Raw genomic sequence first — 20,157 nt, 5'->3', positions numbered from 1 at the left:
TACCGGGTTCGCGCGCGACGCGCCCGGGCGAGTGGCTCGTCCGCGAGGTATTCCGGATGCCGCGGCCCGCCGCCCGCGTAAAATGGCGGGGTGACCGATACCCCCAACGTCCGCGCGCAGGCGCCCCTGGCCCCCGGCATGCGCCCGCGTCCGACGGCGGTCGAGATCGGCAGCGTCCTGTGCGGCGTCGCCGCCTTCGTCACTCTCGCGATCTGGGGCTTCACCGCGTGGCCGCTGCCCTGGAACATCGTCGCGGGCCTCGGCGCTCCGGCCCTGGCGATCGTGGTGTGGGCGCTGTTCGTCTCGCCCCGGGCCGTGCTCCCCGTGCACCCGTTCGTCCGCGCGATCGTCGAGCTCTTCGTCTACGCCGCCGCCACCATCGCCTGGTGGAGCATGGGGCAGGCGTGGATCGGGCTGATCTTCGCGATCGTCGCCGTGACCTTCGGCGCTCTCAACGGCCGGCGACGCCTGGCATGACCGACGACGTCCTCGCGCGGCTCCGGGCCGAGCTCGGCGACCGGGTCGACGTCTCCCCCGCGGCGCTCGACGCCGTGCGCGCCGACAAGTCCGGTCACGCCTCCGACGGGCTGCCGGTCGCGGTCGTCCACGCGGCGTCGGTCGCCGACGTCCAGGCCGTCCTGCGGATCGCGACGGCCACGCGCACCGCGGTCGTCCCGCGCGGAGCGGGCACGGGCCTGGCGGGCGGGGCGAACGCCGGCGGCGGTGAGATCGCGCTGTCGCTGCGCGGAATGGACCGCGTGCTCGAGGTGGGGCCCGACGACCTGCTCGCGGTGGTCGAGCCCGGCATCCTGAATGCCGATCTCAACGCCCGACTCGAACCGCACGGGGTGTGGTGGGCGCCGGACCCGGCCAGTCGCGCGATCTCGACGGTGGGCGGCAACATCGCCACCGGTGCGGGCGGGCTGCTGTGCGCGAAGTACGGCGTCGTGCGCGACGCGGTGCTCGGCGTCGACCTCGTCCTCGCGGACGGCCGCCTGATGCACCTCGGCCACCGCAGCGTGAAGGGAGTGACGGGCCTCGACCTCACCTCGCTCGTCATCGGATCCGAAGGGATCCTCGGCGTCGTCGTCGGCGCGACCCTCAAGCTCCGTCGGCTCGTCGCCGGGGAGCGGGTGACGCTGACCGCCCTGTTCGACGACGTGCGCGCGGCCGCGGTGGCCTCGGCCACGGTCACCGCATCCGGCATCCAGCCCGCCATCATGGAGCTGATGGATGCCACGAGCCTCGCGGCCGTCCACCGACTGCTGTCACTGCCCGCGGCGCCGGCCGGGTCGTCGCAGCTGACCATCCAGACCGATGGACCCGTCGCCGCCGACGAAGCGCGAGCGATCGCCGCGGTGCTCCAGGCGGCCGGCGGCCGTGTCGCCGTCGCCGCGGACGACGCCGAGGGCGAGAAGCTCCTGGCGGTGCGGCGGGCCCTGCACCCCGCCATGGAGACGCTCGGGACGACGCTCATCGAAGACGTGTCCGTCCCGCGCAGCGCCCTCCCGGCGATGTTCGACGAGATCGGGCGCATCGAGCGGGAGTTCGGTCTCGTGATCCCCACCGTCGCGCACGCGGGTGACGGGAACCTGCACCCGAACTTCGTGTTCGAGGGGGCCGACGTTCCCCCCGTGGTCTGGGATGCCGCCGAAGAGCTGTTCCGCGCCGCGCTCGCCCTGGGCGGCACGCTCACCGGCGAGCACGGCATCGGCGTGCTCAAGCGCCAGTGGCTCGCCGATGAGCTCGGCGACGACCAATGGCGGTTGCAGCGCGACATCGCGCGGGTCTTCGACCCGCTCGGCATCCTGAATCCGGGCAAGGTCTTCGCGCCGTGATCCGAGCCGCGGCAGCGTGACCAGAACGTGACAAACCTCACCGCCGAGGCCCAGAGTGCCCACATACCATGGAAAGACTGACTTTTCGGGGGGTTCTCACATGACCGACGGCGCGAACGGCACCGACGGCGTCACCTACGCCTGGGCTCCGCCCGAGCCCGCCAAGCGGAAGAACCGCTCGGGCCTGTGGATCGGCATCCCCGCGGGCGCGACCGCGGTCGCCCTCATCGCGGCCTCACTGGTCCTCATCGCTCCCGGCGCCTCGGTGGCCGGCGTGCAGATCGGCGGGCTCACCGCCGGCGGCGCCGCACAGGCGATCTCCGCGCACCTGGCAACGACCGAGGTCACGATCGAGAGCCCCGCGGGCGAGGTGACCGTCACCGGCGCCGAGCTCGGTGCGACGGTCGACGCCACCGCCATCGCCGAGAAGGCCTTCGCCGAGAACCCGATGTGGAAGCCCGCGTCCTGGTTCCCCGCCGGCACGGGCGTGCAGATCCACGTCGATCCCGCCGAAGCGGCGGCGGTCCTGCGCGAACGCGCCCCCGGCACGTATCGCGCCCCGGTCGACGCCACCGTCGCGTTCGACGCCGGCTCGCAGTCGTACGTCACCACGCCCGCCGAGGCCGGCGAGGGCATCGACGTCTCCGCCGTGACCGCGGCGCTGCAGTCCGCCTTCGACGCCGGCACCGTCCGCACCACGGTGCAGGCCGGATTCGTTCCGGTCGACGCGCCCGTCAGCACGCAAGAAGCCGACGCCGCCGTCGCCACGCTCAACGGCATCCTGGATTCGGCCGGCTTCTACGTCGGCGACGAGCGCACCGTTCCCGTCGACCGCGCGGCCGCCGCTTCGTGGCTCACCGTCACCTCCGACGGCCACGGCGCTTTCACCATCGCCGCCGATGAGGCCGAGATCCAGAAGGCCGTGGACGGCCTGCCGGGCCAGGTCGATCGCGGCGCCGTCAACGCCGACGTCATCGTGGACTCGGGCGGCGAAGTGATCCACACGATCACCGAGGGGCAGACCGGCCGCGCGCTCGGCGACACCGCCGGCATCGCCGCGGCGTTCGCCGCTCAGCTGGCCGACGGCAACGGCAAGTACGCCCTCACCGTCGCCGAGACGCCCTTCGAGACCACCAAGACCGAGCGCCGGATCGACGTCAACCTCAGCACGCAGACCACGACGCTGTGGCAGAACGGTCAGGTGTACCGCACCTACACGATCTCGTCGGGCGCCGGCGACCACGCCACGCACACCGGCAACTTCCGCATCGGCTGGAAGACCAGCATGCAGGACATGGGCTGCGTCCCCGGCTACGACTACTGCACGAAGGACGTCCCCTGGGTCGCCTACTTCAACGGCGACGAGGGCTTCCACGGCACCTACTGGCACAACAACTTCGGGACGCCGATGAGCCACGGCTGCATCAACATGACGATCCCGCAGGCCAAGGAGCTCTACGACTGGGCCTACCGCGGCACCGAGGTCTCGGTCCACTACTGAGCCCCACCCGCGGACAGGGGTCGGATGCCACGGCATCCGGCCCCTTCTTCGTTCCGCGCCGCGCAGGCACCCGGTGCACAACTCCTGCAGCGTGCGGGCGCTGCCCCGCGCCGCACGTGCGACCGCCGGCTCGTGCCGGAGTTGTGCCGGAGTTGTGCCGCAGCCGGGCCGCAGCCGCGGACGTCGACACGGCGTCGGAGAAGCCGTCGCCACAGGCCCCGCGACGCGGAGCGCCCCTGCACAACTCCTGCATCGCGCGCCGCCGCGGCCCTCGGACCGCCGTCGGGACAGCGTTCCGCCGGAGCTATGCAGCAACTGGGCCGCAGCCGCGGACGTCGACACGGCGTCGGAGTAGCCGTCGCCACTAGCCCGGCGAGGCGGAGCGCCCCTGCACAACTCCTGCATCGCGAACCGCCGCGGCCCTCGGACCGCCGTCGGGACAGCGTTCCGCCGGAGCTGTGCAGCAACTGGGCCGCAGCCGCGGACGTCGACACGGCGTCGGAGAAGCCGTCGCCACAGGCCCCGCGACGCGGAGCGCCCCTGCACAACTCCTGCATCGCGCGCCGCCGCGGCCCTCGGACCGCCGTCGGGACAGCGTTCCGCCGGAGCTATGCAGCAACTGGGCCGCAGCCGCGGACGTCGACACGGCGTCGGAGTAGCCGTCGCCACTAGCCCGGCGAGGCGGAGCGCCCCTGCACAACTCCTGCATCGCGAACCGCCGCGGCCCTCGGGCCGCCGCCGGGACAGCGTTCCGCCGGAGTTATGCAGGGGCCCGACGGCCGCACAGCGCCGTGGGAATGGCGGGGCGGGCGGCGGGCGGCGGGCGGGAAGCTCCGCGAGGGAACGGGGCAGCGGCACGCAGAACTCCTGCATTCCGTTTCGTTTCGGCCGCCCAGCCCCTGCCGCCCGCAGCGTTGCCGGAGTTATGCGGGCGTCACCGCAACAGCCAGCCACCGCAACAGCTAGCCACCGCCATCGCCACCACCACCGCCACCGCCACCGCCACCGCCACCACCGCCGATACTGCCGGAGTCATGCGGGCGCGGCGGGAACGGAAGAGGGGCGGATGCCGCTGGCATCCGCCCCTCTCGGGTTCCGTCTCAGCGCAGGGCGTCGATGATGCCGTTCAGCGTCGCGGAGGGACGCATGACCTTCTCGACCAGCGCGGTGTCGGGACGGTAGTACCCGCCGATCTCGGCCGCGTGGCCCTGGACCGCGTTCAGCTCTGCGACGATCGTGTCTTCGTTCGCGGCGAGGGCCTCGGCGACGGGGGCGAAGACGGAGGCGAGCTCGGCATCCGTCGTCTGCCGCGCCAGCTCCTGCGCCCAGTACAGGGCGAGGTAGAAGTGGCTGCCGCGGTTGTCGATCGTGCCGAGCGCACGGCCGGGCGACTTGTCGTTCTCGAGGAACGTGCCGGTCGCGGCATCCAGGGTGTCGGCGAGCACCTGCGCGCGGGCGTTGCCGGTGAAGCCGGCGTAGTGCTCGAGCGAGGCCGCGAGGGCGAAGAACTCGCCGAGCGAATCCCAGCGCAGGTAGTTCTCTTCGAGGAGCTGCTGCACGTGCTTCGGCGCCGAGCCGCCCGCTCCGGTCTCGAACAGACCGCCGCCGGCGAGCAGCGGAACGATCGAGAGCATCTTGGCGCTCGTGCCGACCTCGAGGATCGGGAACAGGTCGGTGAGGTAGTCGCGCAACACGTTGCCGGTCACCGAGATGGTGTCCAGGCCGTGGCGCAGACGCGCCAGCGTGTAGCGGGTCGCCTCGGCGGGCGGGAGGATCAGGATCTCGAGACCGTGCGTGTCGATCGTCGCGAGCGCCTGGTAGACCTTGGCGATGATCTGCGCGTCGTGGGCGCGGTTGACATCGAGCCAGAACACGGCGGGGACGTTCGTGGCGCGGGCGCGGCGCACGGCCAGACCCACCCAATCGACGATCGCGACGTACTTGGTCTGCGTCGCGCGCCAGATGTCGCCCGCCTGCACGTCGTGCTCGATGACGACGTTGCCATCACCGTCGACGATCTCGACGCGGCCGTCGGCAGCGATCTCGAACGTCTTGTCGTGGCTGCCGTACTCCTCGGCCGCCTGGGCCATGAGTCCGACGTTGGGCACGGTGCCGATCGTCGCCGGGTTCAGCGGACCGTTGGCGATGACGTCGTCGATCACGGCCTGGTACACCCCCGCGTACGAGGAGTCGGGGATGACCGCGAGGGTGTCTGCCTCTCCCCCGTCGGCGCCCCAGAGCTTGCCGCCGTTGCGCACGAGCGCCGGCATCGAGGCATCCACGATGACGTCGGACGGAACGTGCAGGTTCGTGATGCCCTTGTCGGAGTTGACGTACGACAGGCGCGCGGCCTCGTCGACGGCCTTCTCGAACGCTGCGGCGATCTCATCGCCGCCCTCGACCGACGACAGACCCGACAGGATGCCACCCAGACCGTTGTTGGGGTTCAGGCCCGCCGCGGCGAGCTTCTCGCCGTACTGCGCGAACACGTCGGCGAAGTACGCCTTGACGACGTGGCCGAAGATGATCGGGTCGCTGACCTTCATCATCGTGGCCTTGAGGTGCACCGAGTACAGCACGTCGTCGGCCTTGGCCTGAGCGACCGTCTCGGCGAGGAACGCGTCGAGCGCGGCGGCCGAGAGGAACGTGGCGTCGATGATCTCGCGCGGGAGGACCTTCAGCGAGTCCTTCAGGACCGTCACGGTGCCGTCGGCCGCCGTGTGGCGGATCGTGAGCACGTCGTCGTGAGCGGCGACCCACGACTTCTCGTTGCTCTTGAAGTCGTCGTGGTCCATCGTCGCGACGCGGGTCTTCGAGCCCTCGGCGAACGGCTTGTTGCGGTGCGGGTGCTTCTTGGCGTAGTTCTTCACCGCGAGCGGGGCACGCCGGTCGCTGTTGCCCTCGCGCAGCACCGGGTTGACCGCGGAGCCCTTGATGCGGTCGTAGCGGGCCCGCACGTCTTTGTCGTCGATGCTCGAGGCGTCTTCGGGGTAGTCGGGGATGTCGTAGCCCTGCGACTGCAGCTCGGCGATCGCAGCCTTCAGCTGCGGGATGGATGCCGAGATGTTCGGCAGCTTGATGATGTTGGCCTCGGGGAGCGTCGCCAGGCCGCCGAGCTCGGCGAGCGCGTCGCCCACGTGCTGCTCGGGGGTGAGGCGCTGGGGGAACGCCGCGAGGATGCGTCCGGCGAGCGAGATGTCGCGGGTCTCGACGTCGACGCCCGCCTGGGTCGTGACAGCCTGCACGATGGGCAGGAAGGACGCGGTCGCAAGCGCCGGCGCCTCGTCGGTGTACGTGTAGATGATGGTGGAATCGGGCACGTCGAATCTCTCCGTAGAGGCGGCCAGGGTTGCTCTTCAGCCTATCGCACCGCGGCAAAGTCTCTTGATGTCGAGATAGTTGGGGGTGTCCCCGCGGCGCCCGGGGCGGCGCTCGGGCCCCGATGAACGCCGTCCGCGAACGGCGTTCATCTAATCGTCGGCCGGGCGATGGCATCCGAAATGTTGCGCGGATCGGCGGGGCGGATAGCCTGGGCGCATGGCCGACCTTCGTCTCGTCGAACTCTCCGCCTCCACGATCGTGGCGGTGAACACGCTGTCGCTGAAGCCCGGACAGGAGCAGTTCCTCGCTCCGGTGAGCTACGGCATCGCCGCGACGGTCATGGATCCGCAGACGTCGTGGCAGCGTGTCGTGCTCGACGGAGACGAGGTCGTGGGGTTCGTCAGCGCGAACTTCGACCCCGAGGCGCACGAGGAGCACTTCCGCTCGGTGCTGTGGCGCATCAACGTCGACGCCGACGAACAGGGACGCGGCGTCGGTCGCTACGCCCTCCGGGCCCTGCTGGACGAGGCACGCTCCCGCGGCATGGACCACGTCGACGTCATCTACGAACCGGGCGTCGGCGGCCCCGAGGCGTTCTTCCTCCGCGCGGGCTTCGAGCCCGTCGGAGAGACGGAGTACGGCGAGACCATCGGCCGCGTCCACATCTGACGCGGCGGTGAGCCGCGGGTACGGCGTCAGCGGAGATCGCGGCGCACGAACGACCACGCGCCCGCCGTCAGTACAGCCGCGACCCAGGCCGCAGCGACCGCGACCGCGACCTCCGGCGTCGGACCGACGGAATCACCGATGCCCAGCGCGGCGAGGTCGAGGCCGACGGCGCGCAGCATCGCGGGGAGCGGCAACCAGGCCACGATGTCGGGCCACAGGGGCGCCCCCATCAACGCGATACTGAGCGAGAACGGCGCGACGAACAACGCCGGGAGATGCGCCTGGACCAGGAGCCCCACGCCGAGTCCCCATACGGCCGAGGCTCCTCCCACGCCGAGGACGGCGAGGACGGCGGGGGCGTCGAGCCCGACGAGACCGAAGGCGGGTGCCAGCGCGAGTCGCCCGCCGAGCACCGCGGTCGCGGCCACGAGCGCGCCCCCGAGCGCGATGAACGGGACCCGCCCGGTGAGGGCCCAGCGGCGAGGCTGCAGCGTGGCACGCTGCGCCACGACTCCCGTGCGGCGGTCGATCGTGTAGCGGAACGAGCCGTAGATCGCGGCCATCACGGCGGCGTACACACCGATCACGGTCGACAGCGGCCCCACCACCAGCGCCTTCGCGTCGTCGGGGGCGCCGGCGGCGTCGCCGGGGATGCCGGCCGCGATCGAGGCCGACAGCACCAGCGCCGCCGCGCAGACCCCGGCGAGTGGCAGGTCCGCCGCGAAGCTCCGGCCCTGCGCGGCGAGTGCGCGCCCCATCCGCACCGGAAACGATGCGGTGGGCAGTGCGGCACCGGTCACGTGAACCTCCGACGTCCGACGACCCATGCGCACACCGTCAGGGCGAAGGTCCAGGCCAGGGCCACCGCCAGGCCGGCACCCGGCGCGAGCAGACCGGGGTGGTTCTGCGGCGAGGCCAGGGCCGCGAGCGACAGTCCCGGCAGGAACCGCGCGACATCGGGCGCGGTGCCCAGCAGCGCGAGTTCGAAGGCGATCGGACCGGCCAGCACGATCGCCGCCGCGACGTAGTAGTTGCCGACGATCCAGCCGATCGACGCGCCCATCACCGCCCCGAGGAGCGCCGCCGGGAACGCCCCGAGCACCGTCGAGAACGCCGCCGCGGGCACCGCGAAAGCCCGCCCGTTCACCGCCAGCACAACGGCCACGACGCCGCACCACACCGCGACCAGCCCGGCGGTGAGCACGAGGCCGACGACGACCGCCGCGACCCCCTTGCCGAGGAACGCCCGCGTGAATCCGACCTGCACGATGGATCTGCCCATCGATCCGTAGTAGAACTCGCGGGTGACGCCGAAGGCGCCCGCGAACGCCGCCACGACGAACGTCCACGCCACCGGAGCGAAGAGCAGCGGCGCCGCGTGCGCGGCATCCAGGCTCGTCATGCGGCCCAGGGTGTCGTCGCTGGTGAGGATGATGACGGGGATGAACCCCGCCAGCAGGAGGACCGCCAGCGTATTGGCCCCGCTGCGGGCGCGCAGGATCTCGGCCCGAATCGCCCCGATCACGCCCGGGTCCCTTCGACGAGGTCGAAGTAGCGGTCCTCGAGGGAGTCGCCGTCTCCGCGTACGAGATCGGCGAGCGCTCCGGAGTACAGCACCTTCCGGTTCAGGATGACGACTTCGTCGACCGTGTGCTCGAGCTCGGCGAGCTGGTGACTCGAGACGAGGACCGAGCCGCCGTCCGCAGCGAACGCGCGGAGGTACCGGCGCAGCCAACGGATGCCGTCGGGGTCGAGGCCGTTGGAGGGCTCGTCGAGCACCAGCGTGCGAGGCGCGCCGATGAGCGCCGCGGCGAGTCCGAGCCGCTGGACCATCCCGGTGGAGAACGACTTCACCCGCCGGCGGGCATCGTTCGTGAGCCCGACCTCGTCGAGCACCTCGTCGACGCGACGACGCGGCGCGCCGACGGCGAGGCGCGCGATCTCGAGGTGGCGTCGGGCGGTGATGCCGACCTCGAAGCCGAATCCGTCCATCTGCACACCGACGTGCGCCGACGGCTGGGCGAGACGAGCGAAAGGCACACCGTCGATGAGGGCCGCTCCGTCGGTCGGTGCGGACAGACCGACGACGGCGCGGAGCGTCGTGGACTTGCCCGCCCCGTTCGGTCCGAGCAGCCCGACGATGCTGCCGCGGCGCACCGCGAACGAGACGTCGTCGACGGCCGTGCGCGAACCGTAGGTCTTGGTGAGGTGGCGCACCTCGATGGCGTTGTCGGTCATGTCCGGTCTTCCTGAGGGTCGTCGAGCGAGGGGAACAGCGAGGCGAGAAGTGCCGAGACGGGATCGGCCACGTGGGTGGACCACACGTGCGAGAGCAGAGAGCGCGTGCCGAGGTGCACGACCGCGCGTCCGCCCGCCGGGATCACCGCGTCGACGGGCAGGTCGATCACTCCGACGGCGACGGCATCGACCTCGACACCGGAGACCTCCACGGGGGCGAAAGCCGAGATCGGCGCCGCGTGCGATCGCGGATGCTCCGGATGCGCGATCCCCGAGGCCACGGGCGCGTCGCCGAGGATGCCCCGGGTGGAGAGCACGACCGGGGTGCCGTCGTCGAGCGGGACGGTTGCGGCCGAGTCGGCGGGCACGACCAGGAGCGTGCGCGCACCATCGACGGCGAAGCCCGCGGAGCGCACGTCCGCGACAGGGATCACCCCGGCCGCCCCGATGATCGCGGCAACGAGGGTCGCCCCGACCAGGAGGAACCGCACGCGCCCCCGCCCCTTGCGTGCGCCGGCCGCGAGCCACCGCACCACCGGAACGCCGACCGCGAGGAGGATCGCGACCTGCAGCACCAGGACGAGGAGTGCGCCCACCGGGCCCGCCCCCGACAGGGCACCCACGGCGCGCTCGAGGGCGAACCACACCAGCGCGGTGGGGACGAGGACGCTGAGCACGCCGAACGGCACGCTCCACCACCGCGCCAGTGCCCGCGGTTCGCGCTCGGCGCCGAAGAGCACCCGCCGGGCGGCCGCCCCGGCGTCGGCCATCGTGCGCGCGCGAAGGTTCGGCTCGTCGATCGCGCTCATCAGCGCGATGTAGCCGTCGAACCGGACGAACGGCACGAGGTTGACCACGACGACGGTCGCGCACGCGCACGCGAGCAGGAGCAGCGTCCGGCGCGTGTCGGCGTCAACGGCCGCGAGCGCGCACAGCGACGCGGCTCCGGCGAGCACGGCGTGCACCGCGGGGCCGGCGAGGGCGATCACGACACGGGACGCCCGGGAGGGCAGCCGCCAGGCATCCGTGACATCGACGAAGAACGCCGGACCCAGGTACAGGAGCATCACGCCGGCGCGGCGGGGCCGTGCGCCCGCGTGCGCGAGGCTCACTCCGTGCGCCACCTCGTGGGCGAAAGTCGCGCACACCAGGACGAGAGCGACCACGAGCACGTCGGTCAGCGGAAGCGGAGAGGCGAGGGCCGTCATCGCCTCGCCGGACTGCACGACCAGCGCGATCCCGCCGAGGAGCATGACCGCCGCGATCGGCCACCGCATCCACCCCACCAGGGCCGGACGAAGCACGCGATGCAACACGGCGAAGAGTTGGGGGGCGCGCAGGGTCGCGAACTGGATCGTCAGCGGCGGGCGATAGGTCACACGCCCGGCCGTCCGCCGCTCGGATCCGTGGAGCAGACCGGCGCGCCGGAATCGGTCCAGGAGGTCGGCGAACTCCGCCGCGGAGTGCGCGGGGGCGAAGCGTCGACGCAGCTCGTCGACGCTGGTCGACCCGTCCATCGCGCGCAGCGTCTGCGCGACCGGGGTCGACACGCGCGAGACCGGCACGCCGTCGACCGTGACGAGCCAGCGGTCCGTGTCTGCTCCGGGTTCGAGACGGACGGATGCCGACACCCGCGGACTCGCGGCGACCTCGGGGGTCCGCGCCTCACGCGTCATGGGCACCTCCGTGGTCGACCCCCGTGCGCAGGAGGAGCATGCCCTCGCCGTCGGCGACCCCGGGGCTGCGCACGGGGATCGTCGCGGGCGGGCGGAATCCGTTCTGCTCCAACTCGGCCGCGACGGTCGCAGCATCGAGCAGCTGCAGACGGGTGGTCAGCACGGGCACGGGCTCTGGGGGCGCGGGCAGCGGGAGTGGCATCCAGTTGACCACCCGGCGGGAACCGTCGGGTTCGACCTGCTGCGACTGCAGGTAGCGGGTCACGCGGTCGCCGGATGCGACCGAGATCTCGCGATCGCCCGATGTGCGCAGAGCGCGCAGTGCCTCATCCCCCGCGACCGACAGCAGCAGGGTGCCGGTCGGCGCGAGGTGGCGTCGGACGGCGCGGAACAGGCGCCGGCGATCGTCGCGGTCGAGCAGGGTGATCGAGGTGGCCGCGATCACCACGAGGTCGAACTCGCGGCCGAGGTCGAAGGCGCGCATGTCCGCGACGACGAGGTCGCAGCGGGCACCCGGCGGCAGAGCATCGCTCAGCCGCTGCAGCATGGAGGGCGACAGGTCGAGGGCGGTGACGGACTTCCCGACGCGCAGGAGCGGGAGCGTGACCCGGCCGCTTCCGGCCGCGAGGTCGAGCACCGCGGGTCCGCTGCGACGCGCCACGGCGAGGACCTCCCCGATCTCGGACCTGTCGGGACCGACGAGCTCGTCGTAGAAACGCGCGCCGTCGCCCGCGTACACGTCGCGGGGCTCGGCGCGACGACCGGCGTCGTCCAGGAGTCGGTGCACGGACAGGGTGAGCGGAGCGGTCATGGATCCTCGTTCCGGGGGCGGTGGGCTGCGGAACCGTCGAGGGGGACACGTACGGGGCGTCTCCCCCTCGACGGCGGCGATCAGGTGGCGATGGCGACCGTCGCGGCGGCGATGGCGATGATGTAGCTGGCGTGCTCCCACCACTCCATCGGGGCGTCGAGCTCGTCGAGCTCGTCGAAGCGCAGAGCGAGATCGTTGGTCATGTGTCACCTCCTCGGGTGCCGACAAGGACCGGATGCCGCGGGCGCGGCATCCGTGAGCGGGTTCAGGTGGCGGAAAGGGCGAGGAACCCCAGGGCCACTCCGTAGCTGAAGCCGCGGAACCAGTCCCATCCGTCGTCGGGGGCGTCCATCGAGTCGAGCTCGACGAACTCCAGCGTGGGCGTCATGTGCATGTCACCTCCTCGGGGTCGTGTCGGACGAGCGGCTGAGCGTCACGTGGCGATCGCGACACCGATGCCGACCACGGCCAGACCGCCCAGGACGCCCTTGTAGAAGCTCTCCCAGCTGGGGGTCTCGAGGGCGTCGAGCTCGTCGAACCTCAGCTGCGGCGAAGGCGTGGAAGACGTCATTGTCATCACCTCCTCCCTCTGCTCTCGGGGGCGAGCGGGGGCAGGAGGCGTGACGCCTCGGCGGACGGGTTCGGGTCCCATCGCGCTCGATCGAGGACGTCACGCACGTCGGGGGCCGTGATCCCGCGGAGCGCCGGCCCCCGACGTGCCCACCGCCGCTCCACCCGTCCGGCGATCGACGCCAGGGCGTCCTCGCTCGGGCGCGGCGCGAGCGGCAGTCCCCAGCGCGCGACGAGGGCGTCGATGCCGGCCGCCGGAGCGAGCGGGAGCCGCGTGTCGCGGACCACCTCGCGCCAGAACGCCTCCAGCGGCCCGAGCGATCCCCAGCGGGAGTCGCCGTCCTCGATGCGCTGCCACACGCGGGAGACGACCGACGCCGTCGCCCGCATCTTCGTCGTTCGGGCGACGAAGGACACCTCGTTGGCGAGGTACCAGTGGCGGGGGCTGAAGGGCGCGCGTCCGCGAAGCGCGGCGCTGCGCTGCGTGGCCGCGCTGCATCGGGCGATCCGCAGGCGCGCGGCGTCCGAGAGCGGGCCGTGACCGAGCCCGACCAGGGCGCGTGCCAGGGTCACCGCGTGCGCCGTCGCGCGCGGATGTGCCCGGGCCGCGGTGCTCGCGCCGGCGAGACGCAGGAGGGCCTCGAGGCAGCCGGCCCGCACGTCGCGGGCATCGAGCGAGCGGTAGTTCACGTCGTCCAGGACGGCGTACCGCGGCCGCAGCACCTCGCCGAGCAGGAGGCACTGCCCTCCGGCCGTGCGGACGATCGCGACCGCATTGGACTCCGCCGATGTACCGACGGTCGTCGGCACGGCCACGACGTCGATGCCCGCGGCATCCCCCTCGGGGATCCTCACGACCGGGGCGCCGTCGGCGCGGGCGAGCGCCCAGTCGAGCGTTCGGGGAGCGGAGACGCCGATCGCGGCGACGTTCACCGCGTCGATCGTGGTTCCGCCGCCGATCGCGACGACGACCCCCGCCCGAGCGGCGCGCACGCGTTCGCTCAGGTGGGCGACCGCCGTGGCATCCAGTTCTGCGGGTTCGACCGCGATGACCGTGTCGATGGACTCGAGATCCTGCGCGAGGTGTGCGATCCGCTCGTCGACCACGACCGCCGCGCGGCGGCCTGACGTGATCGCGGCGCAGGCCGCCGGCGTGATCGCCGAGCCCGCGACGAGGGTCGACCGCCGTCGCCGGATCGCTGCGGTCACGGGGCGCCCTCCGACACGCGCGAGAGTCCCGCACGGATCGCCGTGTCCAGCTCGGCGAGATCGCCGTCGTCGAACCCGTACGCGGGGATGAGCTGGATGCCGTCGACCCCCGGATGCACGACCGCGCCCGCGTCGCCGATCGCGGCGACGACGTCTGCCACGCGTTCGGCGGGCAGTCGCGGAGTCGCTCCCGACGAAACGGACGACCACGCCGATGTGGCCGGCGGTCGCGACGCACCGTGGTCGGCCAGGGCCACGGCGAGGAAGGCTCCGCGTCCGCGCACCCCGACCGCGAGCCCGTCGCGCACCAGTCCGTCGGCGAGCGCGCGCAGCCGCTCGCCCAGCCGGCCGACGGTGGCGCGCACGTCGGTGCGGCGGACCTCCTCGACGACGGTGCGAATCGCGGCCGCGACGGCCGGTGTGCCGGCCTGCGTCTCCCCGTGCACGAACGTCGCGCCGTGGTCGCGGAAGCCGGCCACGATGCGGGGGCCCACCAGCAGCGCGGCGGCGCCGAGTGCGCCGTTGGTCAGCGCCTTCGAGAGCACCAGGACATCGGGCGGGCGCGACCACTCTCCCGAGGCGAACAGCGCTCCGGTGCGCCCGAACCCCGTGGCGACCTCGTCGGCCACGAGCAGGAAACCGTGCGCGTCGCGGAGGTCGAGCACCGCGTCGATGAACGCCCGGTCCACCGGATGGGCACCGCTGCCCAGGAGCGGCTCGATCACCACCGCGGCGACCCGCGCTCCCTCGCGGCGCAGCAGTGCCGTCAGCTCCGCCCCGCCGTCGGCGTGGTCGACGTGCCGCACCGCACGCCGGTCGAGGGCGTACGCGCCCTGACCGAGCGCGTCGCCGCTCAGGGCGTGGCTGCCGTACATCGTGCCGTGGTAGCTGCCGCGCAGACCCACGACGAGCGTGCGCGCCCGCTCACCCCGCTCGAGGTGATGCTGTCGGACGAGCTTCATCGCGGCATCGTTCGCTGCGCCTCCGGCGGTGGAGAAGATCACGCGCTCGTAGGCGTCGCGGCCGGCGAGACCGAGCAGGGCATCGGCGGCCTCTTGCGCCGGACGATGGACGCCGCGGAAGAGCGACAGGTAGGACGCGTCGCGAAGGGCAGCCGCGACCGCCTCGGCGATGCCCTCATGCCCATACCCGAGGGGCACGTTCCACAGGCCGCTCGTTGCGCACAGCCGGACCGATCCGTCGGCGTAACGGATGCGGTGCCCGGATGCGGACACGGCGATCCGGCCGGCGTCGACGACTGTGTCCGCGGGCGAGAGCGCCGGCCAGACGGGGCTCATGCCCCTCCCCCGACGACAGCGCCGGGCAGCGGGACGCCCGTGCGCACGCCGAGGAGGTCTGTCGCCTCGGCGCAGAGTCGCCGCGCGGAGCCGAGGGAGACGCCCAGGTCGTGTGCGACGCGCTCGGCCGCGCGGGCGACGTCGGGCGAGGTCTGCACCGCCGCCACGACCGTCGCCGTGGCCGCGGGAACACGCTGTCGACGACGCGTGCGCACGTCGACGAGAAGGAGTCCTGCGGGCGTGGTCACGAGGAACGGATCGTCGGGATGGGGCTGCGTCCTGCCGGCTGTGTCGAGCACCGACCAGCCGAATCCGTCGATCGACGCCGCCCCGGGCTCGAGTCCCAGCGCCGCGACCACCTCGGCGGCGTGCCGATAACGCCCGAGCCAGGGCCGCGTCGCGAGGTCGTCCGCCACGCGCTCGGGCACCGTGATGCCCGCGACAGCCGTCCACCGCGGCACCGGCGTCGTCAGCGCCGTGCCGACGGGGCCGACGACGCCGCCCTGCGCCCCCGCGGTCACGCGGCCGTCGCCGTGCACGTGGAGCGAGACCGGGGCCGCCTCGGCGAAGGGGGCGTCGAGGACGGCGGCATCGGCGAGACGCAGCCGCCCGTCGATCAGAGGCGCCGTGAAGACGCCCGCGTCACGGGCGAGCTCGGCGTCGTCGAGGAAAGCGCTCCACCCGTCGGCGTCGAGGAACCGGACGGCGGTGGGACCGATGAGCTCGACGTAGGCGGCGGCCGCGTAGTGCTGGAGTTCGACGGTGTGTCCGGCCACGTGCAGGGTGTCGCCGACCTCATCGAAGGCACCGCTGTAGCGGACGACATGAGCCACCGTGTCGACGGGCGCGTCGGCCGGGACGAACAACACGTCATCGCGGCCGAGGGCTGCCGCTGCCGGAGCGGTGGGCGCGTCGGGAGCGCAGAACACCGCCTGCCGGAACGACTCGTGCCGGCCCGTGATCCACTCCACGACCATGCGCGCATCGCGCGCATCGACTGCCCCTCCGGTCACCGGATACATCCCCTCGCCACTGCCCCGCGCACTTCCGGAGCGCGGGGACCCTCCGTCGAAACGGGGTCGAGAAGAAATGTATACATGCCGCCGAGACGCGGCGAGGCACGCGGGGGCCGAATCACCCGACCCGGAAGAGGCGCTCACCCCGCGCCGCGAACACGTCAGGTTCGGCACGACAAGCGAACGGATGCCACGGCACCGGGGCCGTGGCATCCGTCCTCCGATCCGTCAGACGAGCGACTCCCGCCACGAGGCGTGCAGCTGCGCGAACTTGCCGGTCCCGGCGATGAGCGCGTCCGGGGCGTCATCCTCGATGATGCGACCGTGCTCCATCACGAGCACACGGTCGGCGATGGCGACCGTCGACAGCCGGTGGGCGATGATGATCGCCGTGCGGTCGGCCAGCAGCGTCTGCAGCGCGTCCTGGATGAGGCGCTCGCTGGGGATGTCCAGCGACGCCGTCGCCTCGTCGAGGATCAGCACCGCGGGATCGGCGAGGAAGGCCCGAGCGAACGAGATCAGCTGCCGCTGCCCCGCCGACACGCGTCCGCCGCGCTTGTTCACGTCGGTGTCGTAGCCGTCGGGCAGCTTCTCGATGAACCCCTCGGCCCCCACCGCCCGGGCAGCGGCACGGATCTCGTCCATCGTCGCGTCGGGCTTGCCCAGCGCGATGTTGTCGGCCACGGTCCCGCTGAACAGGTACGCCTCCTGCGTCACCATGACGATCGCGCGCCGCAGGTCCTTGGGGTGCAGCCGCCGCAGGTCGACGTCGTCAAGCGTGACGGCCCCCTTCGTGGGGTCGTAGAAGCGCGAGATGAGCTTCGCGAGCGTCGTCTTGCCGGCGCCCGTGGTGCCGACGAGGGCGATCGTCTGTCCCGCGGGGATGTCGAGCGAGAAGTGCGGCAGGATGACGCGCTCCTCCGAGTACCCGAACGTGACCTCGTCGAAGCGAACGTGCCCGCGGGCGCTCCACAGGTCGACGGGGTCGACCGGGTCGGGGACCGTGGGTTCCTCCTCGAGCACGCCGGAGACCTTCTCGAGCGCCGCCGTGGCCGACTGGTACGAGTTGAGGAAGAACGCGACCTCTTGCAGCGGGGCGAAGAAGTTGCGGACGTACAGCACGGCCGCCGCGAGCACACCGATCTCGAGCGCTCCGCCGATCACGCGACCGCCGCCCCACAGGAGCACGAGGGCCACCGAGACGGATGCCACGGCCATCAGGGCCGGCTCGAAGGTACCGAAGAGGCGGATCGAGCGCATGTTCACGTCGCGGTACTGGCCCGCGAGCTCGCCGAACTCCTCGTCGTTGCGCGGCTCCTTGCGGAAGGCCTTCACGGCGCGGATGCCGGTCATGCTCTCGACGAACTTCACGATCACCTGCGCGCTGACCACCCGCGACTCGCGGTAGATCACCTGCGACCGCCCGTAGAACCAGCGCATCAGCAGGAACAGCGGAAGGCCCATGACGGTGAGGACGAGGCCGGACTGCCAGTCGATGAGGAACAGCGCGACGAGGGTGAACAGGCCGTACAGCACGCCCGAGACGAGCTCGTTCAGTCCCCCGTCCAACAGCTCGCGGATCGTGTCGAGGTCGCTCGTCTGGCGCGAGATGATGCGGCCCGACGTGTACGACTCGTGGAACTCCAGGCTCAGGCGCTGGGTGTGCAGGAAGATGCGCTTTCGCAGGTCGAGCATGACGGCCTGCGTGAGGCGCGCCGCGACCACGACGTACCAGCCGATCAGCACCGCGCCGCCGATGCCGGCCGTGAGATAGATCGCGACGACGAGGATGGTCGGCATCCAGTCGTTGTTCTGGATGACGGCGGGCAGGGCGTTGTCGATGCCGAACGCGATCAGCGCCGGACCGGCGACGCGCAACGCCGTCGAGACGACGAGCACGGCGGCGGCGAGCACGAGCTGCCAGCGCAGCGGCGACACGAGCGAGCCCAGCAGACGCAGGGATCGTTGGCGGATCGCGCGACTCTCGTCACGCGTGTAGTCCGAGCGATCCTCGCCGCTGGTCCCGGAGACGGTGGTGGCGCTCATCGGGTGGGCTCCTTCTCGGAGGTGGTGTCATCGGCCGCGGCGGTTCGGCCGCTGTCGGATCGGATGACCGGGATCGCCCCGGTTTGCGCCTCGCGCTCGGCCTCGGCCTCTTCGAGGCTCGAGATGACGTGACGGTACGCGTCGCTCTCGCGCAGCAGATCCGAGTGCGTGCCGACGGCGGCGATACGCCCGTCCTGCAGCAGTGCGACACGGTCGGCGAGCGTCACGGTCGAGGGCCGGTGCGCCACGACGAGGGCCGTGGTCTCGCTCAGCACCTCACGCAGCGCGTCCTCGACGAGGGCCTCGGTGTCAACGTCGAGAGCCGACAACGGGTCGTCGAGCACGAGCACCGCGGGCCGGGCCGCGACCGCCCGGGCGAGAGCGAGACGCTGCCGCTGACCGCCGGACAGGCTCAACCCCTCTTCGCCGATGACGGTGTCCACCCCGTCGGGCAGGTCGTGGACGAAGTGCGCTTGCGCCACCCCGAGGGCCTCGCGCAGGACGGCCTCGGCTTCGGGCGACCCCGGCGGGAGTTCTTCCCGGCCGAGCAGCACGTTCTCGCGCACCGTCTGCGAGAACAGCGTCGCGTCCTCGAACGCCATGCCGACGTGCCGACGGAGTTCGGACAGACGCAGCTCGCGGACGTCGACGCCGTCGAGCAGCACGCGCCCGCCCGTGACGTCGTACAGGCGTCCGGGGAGCGTGGTGAGAGTGGTCTTCCCGGAACCGGTCAGCCCCACGAGCGCCATCGTCTCCCCCGGACGCAGGCTCAGGTCGACCCCGTCCAGCAGATCGGGCTCGGAATCCGCGGCATCCTGGTACCGGAAGTGGACCCCCTCGAGCACGAGTTCCCCGCGGGGTGCGGCGATCGTGCGGGGCTCTGCGGGGTCGACGATGGTGTTGTGCTCGTCGAACACCTCGAAGATGCGGTCGGTCGCGGTGCGCGCGTCCAGCAGGAACGAGAACAGGAAGCCGATCGACTCCATCGGCCACCGCAGCACCGTGGCCATGGCGAAGAACGCCACGAGCTCGGGGATCTGCAGCTCTCCGAGCTGGGTCAGCACGATGCCGGCCCCCAGGCACACCGCGAACGCGATGTCGGGCAGCAGCACGAGCCAGAACCAGATCCACCCGATCGCACGGGCCTTCCCGAGCTCGGTCTCGCGCAGCGACTCCGCCTGCCGTGTGAACTTCTGCAGCGCGTGCTTCCCACGACCGAAGGCCTTGAGGACGCGGATGCCGTGGACGCTCTCTTCCACCGAGGTGGCCAGGTCGCCCGCCTGGTCCTGGCTCTGCCGGGCGAGCGCGCCGTAGCGCTTCTCGAAGCGGTAGCCGGCGTACCACAGCGGCGCCGACGCGATCAGGAAGAGCGTGCCCAGGAGCCAGTGCCAGCGGAAGAGCAGGACGGCGCCGATGAGGATCGTCAGGACGTTGACGATCAGGAGGATCAGGCCGAACGCCAGCCAACGGCGCAGCATGCTGATGTCCTGCATCATGCGCGAGAGCAACTGCCCCGACTGCCACCGGTCGTGGAAGGCGACGGGCAGACGCTGCAGCCGCGAGTAGAACGATTGGCGGAGGTCGTACTCGACCTTGGTCGCGGGGGCGAGCACGAACCAGCGGCGCAACCACACCATGCCGGCCTCGGCCAGCCCCAGCCCGAGGATGAGGAGGGCGCCCCAGGCCAACTGACCGGGATCGCCCGAGCCGATGGGACCGGCGACCAATTGCTCGAGGACGAGCGGGATCGCCAGGGCGAGGACGCTCGCGCCCAAGGCGCTCACGGCACCGAGTGCGAGGCGCGGGAGCACGGGCCGGGCGATGGGAAGCAGCCGCGCGAGCGAGCGGGGTGTCGAGAGATGCGGGCGGGACGGTGCGGTGGTCATGATCCTCGTGGGGTCGAAGCGACGCGCCGGAGTGGGCGCGGGAAAGGGGATGCCAGGGGGGAACCGGCGGAGGTCCGC

Annotated in this window: 18 protein-coding genes; 4 read left to right on the top strand and 14 right to left on the bottom strand. The window is 72.0% G+C overall.

Annotation, left to right across the window (positions count from 1 at the left end; genetic code table 11):
• Positions 1-90: 90 nt before the first annotated feature.
• The 3 genes from AC3E6M_RS09375 to AC3E6M_RS09365 all read left to right on the top strand — a co-directional run bounded on the left by AC3E6M_RS09375 (position 91) and on the right by AC3E6M_RS09365 (position 3,339).
• On the top strand, positions 91-477 hold the full coding sequence (locus AC3E6M_RS09375) for a YrdB family protein (RefSeq protein ID WP_171024371.1): 387 nt from the start codon (positions 91-93) through the stop codon (positions 475-477).
• The gene (locus tag AC3E6M_RS09370) at positions 474-1,838 is read left to right on the top strand and encodes an FAD-binding oxidoreductase (protein ID WP_490529718.1); all 1,365 of its coding nucleotides are present in this window, start codon (positions 474-476) and stop codon (positions 1,836-1,838) included. The genes AC3E6M_RS09375 and AC3E6M_RS09370 overlap by 4 nt, the downstream gene beginning before the upstream one ends.
• Before the next feature lie 100 nt (positions 1,839-1,938).
• On the top strand, positions 1,939-3,339 hold the full coding sequence (locus AC3E6M_RS09365; RefSeq protein ID WP_138177478.1) for a L,D-transpeptidase family protein: 1,401 nt from the start codon (positions 1,939-1,941) through the stop codon (positions 3,337-3,339).
• A gap of 1,100 nt (positions 3,340-4,439) precedes the next feature.
• Here the strand turns inward: AC3E6M_RS09365 and AC3E6M_RS09360 are convergent.
• Positions 4,440-6,659 (bottom strand): NADP-dependent isocitrate dehydrogenase, encoded by a 2,220-nt coding sequence (locus AC3E6M_RS09360; RefSeq protein WP_138176531.1) that lies wholly within the window; start codon positions 6,657-6,659, stop codon positions 4,440-4,442.
• A gap of 217 nt (positions 6,660-6,876) precedes the next feature.
• Here AC3E6M_RS09360 and AC3E6M_RS09355 point away from each other — a divergent pair, with 217 nt between their 5' ends.
• A complete protein-coding gene (locus tag AC3E6M_RS09355; protein ID WP_138176529.1) occupies positions 6,877-7,329 on the top strand; it encodes a GNAT family N-acetyltransferase in 453 nt (150 codons plus the stop codon).
• 26 nt (positions 7,330-7,355) lie between these two features.
• Here AC3E6M_RS09355 and AC3E6M_RS09350 read toward each other — a convergent pair whose 3' ends face one another.
• The 13 genes from AC3E6M_RS09350 to AC3E6M_RS09290 form a co-directional block, all read right to left on the bottom strand.
• Positions 7,356-8,087: a hypothetical protein gene (locus tag AC3E6M_RS09350; RefSeq protein WP_490529717.1), complete on the bottom strand. Its 732-nt coding sequence runs from the start codon at positions 8,085-8,087 to the stop codon at positions 7,356-7,358.
• A 38-nt stretch (positions 8,088-8,125) separates the two neighbouring features.
• Complete coding sequence (locus tag AC3E6M_RS09345) at positions 8,126-8,854, bottom strand: ABC transporter permease (RefSeq protein WP_138176525.1); 729 nt, start codon at positions 8,852-8,854, stop codon at positions 8,126-8,128.
• Complete coding sequence (locus tag AC3E6M_RS09340; RefSeq protein ID WP_138176523.1) at positions 8,851-9,567, bottom strand: ABC transporter ATP-binding protein; 717 nt, start codon at positions 9,565-9,567, stop codon at positions 8,851-8,853. Before AC3E6M_RS09340 ends, AC3E6M_RS09345 begins: the two co-directional genes overlap by 4 nt.
• Positions 9,564-11,243 carry a daptide biosynthesis intramembrane metalloprotease gene (gene mpaP / locus AC3E6M_RS09335; protein ID WP_138176521.1) on the bottom strand — a complete coding sequence of 560 codons (1,680 nt, stop codon included), beginning with the start codon at positions 11,241-11,243 and terminating at the stop codon, positions 9,564-9,566. Before mpaP ends, AC3E6M_RS09340 begins: the two co-directional genes overlap by 4 nt.
• Complete coding sequence (gene mpaM / locus AC3E6M_RS09330; RefSeq protein WP_138176519.1) at positions 11,233-12,054, bottom strand: daptide-type RiPP biosynthesis methyltransferase; 822 nt, start codon at positions 12,052-12,054, stop codon at positions 11,233-11,235. The genes mpaP and mpaM overlap by 11 nt, the downstream gene beginning before the upstream one ends.
• An 80-nt stretch (positions 12,055-12,134) precedes the next feature.
• Positions 12,135-12,257 (bottom strand): MpaA3 family daptide-type RiPP, encoded by a 123-nt coding sequence (gene mpaA3, locus AC3E6M_RS09325; protein ID WP_289508590.1) that lies wholly within the window; start codon positions 12,255-12,257, stop codon positions 12,135-12,137.
• A gap of 62 nt (positions 12,258-12,319) precedes the next feature.
• A complete protein-coding gene (mpaA2, locus tag AC3E6M_RS09320; RefSeq protein WP_289508589.1) occupies positions 12,320-12,448 on the bottom strand; it encodes an MpaA2 family daptide-type RiPP in 129 nt (42 codons plus the stop codon).
• Positions 12,449-12,487: 39 nt separating this feature from the next.
• Positions 12,488-12,625: an MpaA1 family daptide-type RiPP gene (mpaA1, locus tag AC3E6M_RS09315; protein ID WP_171024342.1), complete on the bottom strand. Its 138-nt coding sequence runs from the start codon at positions 12,623-12,625 to the stop codon at positions 12,488-12,490.
• Positions 12,626-12,630: 5 nt separating this feature from the next.
• Complete coding sequence (locus AC3E6M_RS09310) at positions 12,631-13,833, bottom strand: iron-containing alcohol dehydrogenase (protein ID WP_138176517.1); 1,203 nt, start codon at positions 13,831-13,833, stop codon at positions 12,631-12,633.
• Entirely contained in the window at positions 13,830-15,131 is a 1,302-nt protein-coding gene (mpaD, locus tag AC3E6M_RS09305; protein WP_138176515.1) for a daptide-type RiPP biosynthesis aminotransferase, read from the bottom strand. The genes AC3E6M_RS09310 and mpaD overlap by 4 nt, the downstream gene beginning before the upstream one ends.
• Entirely contained in the window at positions 15,128-16,144 is a 1,017-nt protein-coding gene (gene mpaB / locus AC3E6M_RS09300) for a daptide biosynthesis RiPP recognition protein (protein WP_138176513.1), read from the bottom strand. Before mpaB ends, mpaD begins: the two co-directional genes overlap by 4 nt.
• A gap of 231 nt (positions 16,145-16,375) precedes the next feature.
• Positions 16,376-18,193 carry an ABC transporter ATP-binding protein gene (locus AC3E6M_RS09295; RefSeq protein ID WP_138176511.1) on the bottom strand — a complete coding sequence of 606 codons (1,818 nt, stop codon included), beginning with the start codon at positions 18,191-18,193 and terminating at the stop codon, positions 16,376-16,378.
• Positions 18,190-20,079, bottom strand: a complete 1,890-nt coding sequence (locus AC3E6M_RS09290; protein ID WP_138176509.1) for an ABC transporter ATP-binding protein — start codon at positions 20,077-20,079, stop codon at positions 18,190-18,192. Before AC3E6M_RS09290 ends, AC3E6M_RS09295 begins: the two co-directional genes overlap by 4 nt.
• Positions 20,080-20,157 lie beyond the last annotated feature (78 nt).

This window comes from Microbacterium sp. SCPM-O-B-15248 (M128), assembly GCF_058214835.1.
Note: the sequence above shows the minus strand (reverse complement) of the source record. Positions and strands in the feature narration are given on the sequence as shown.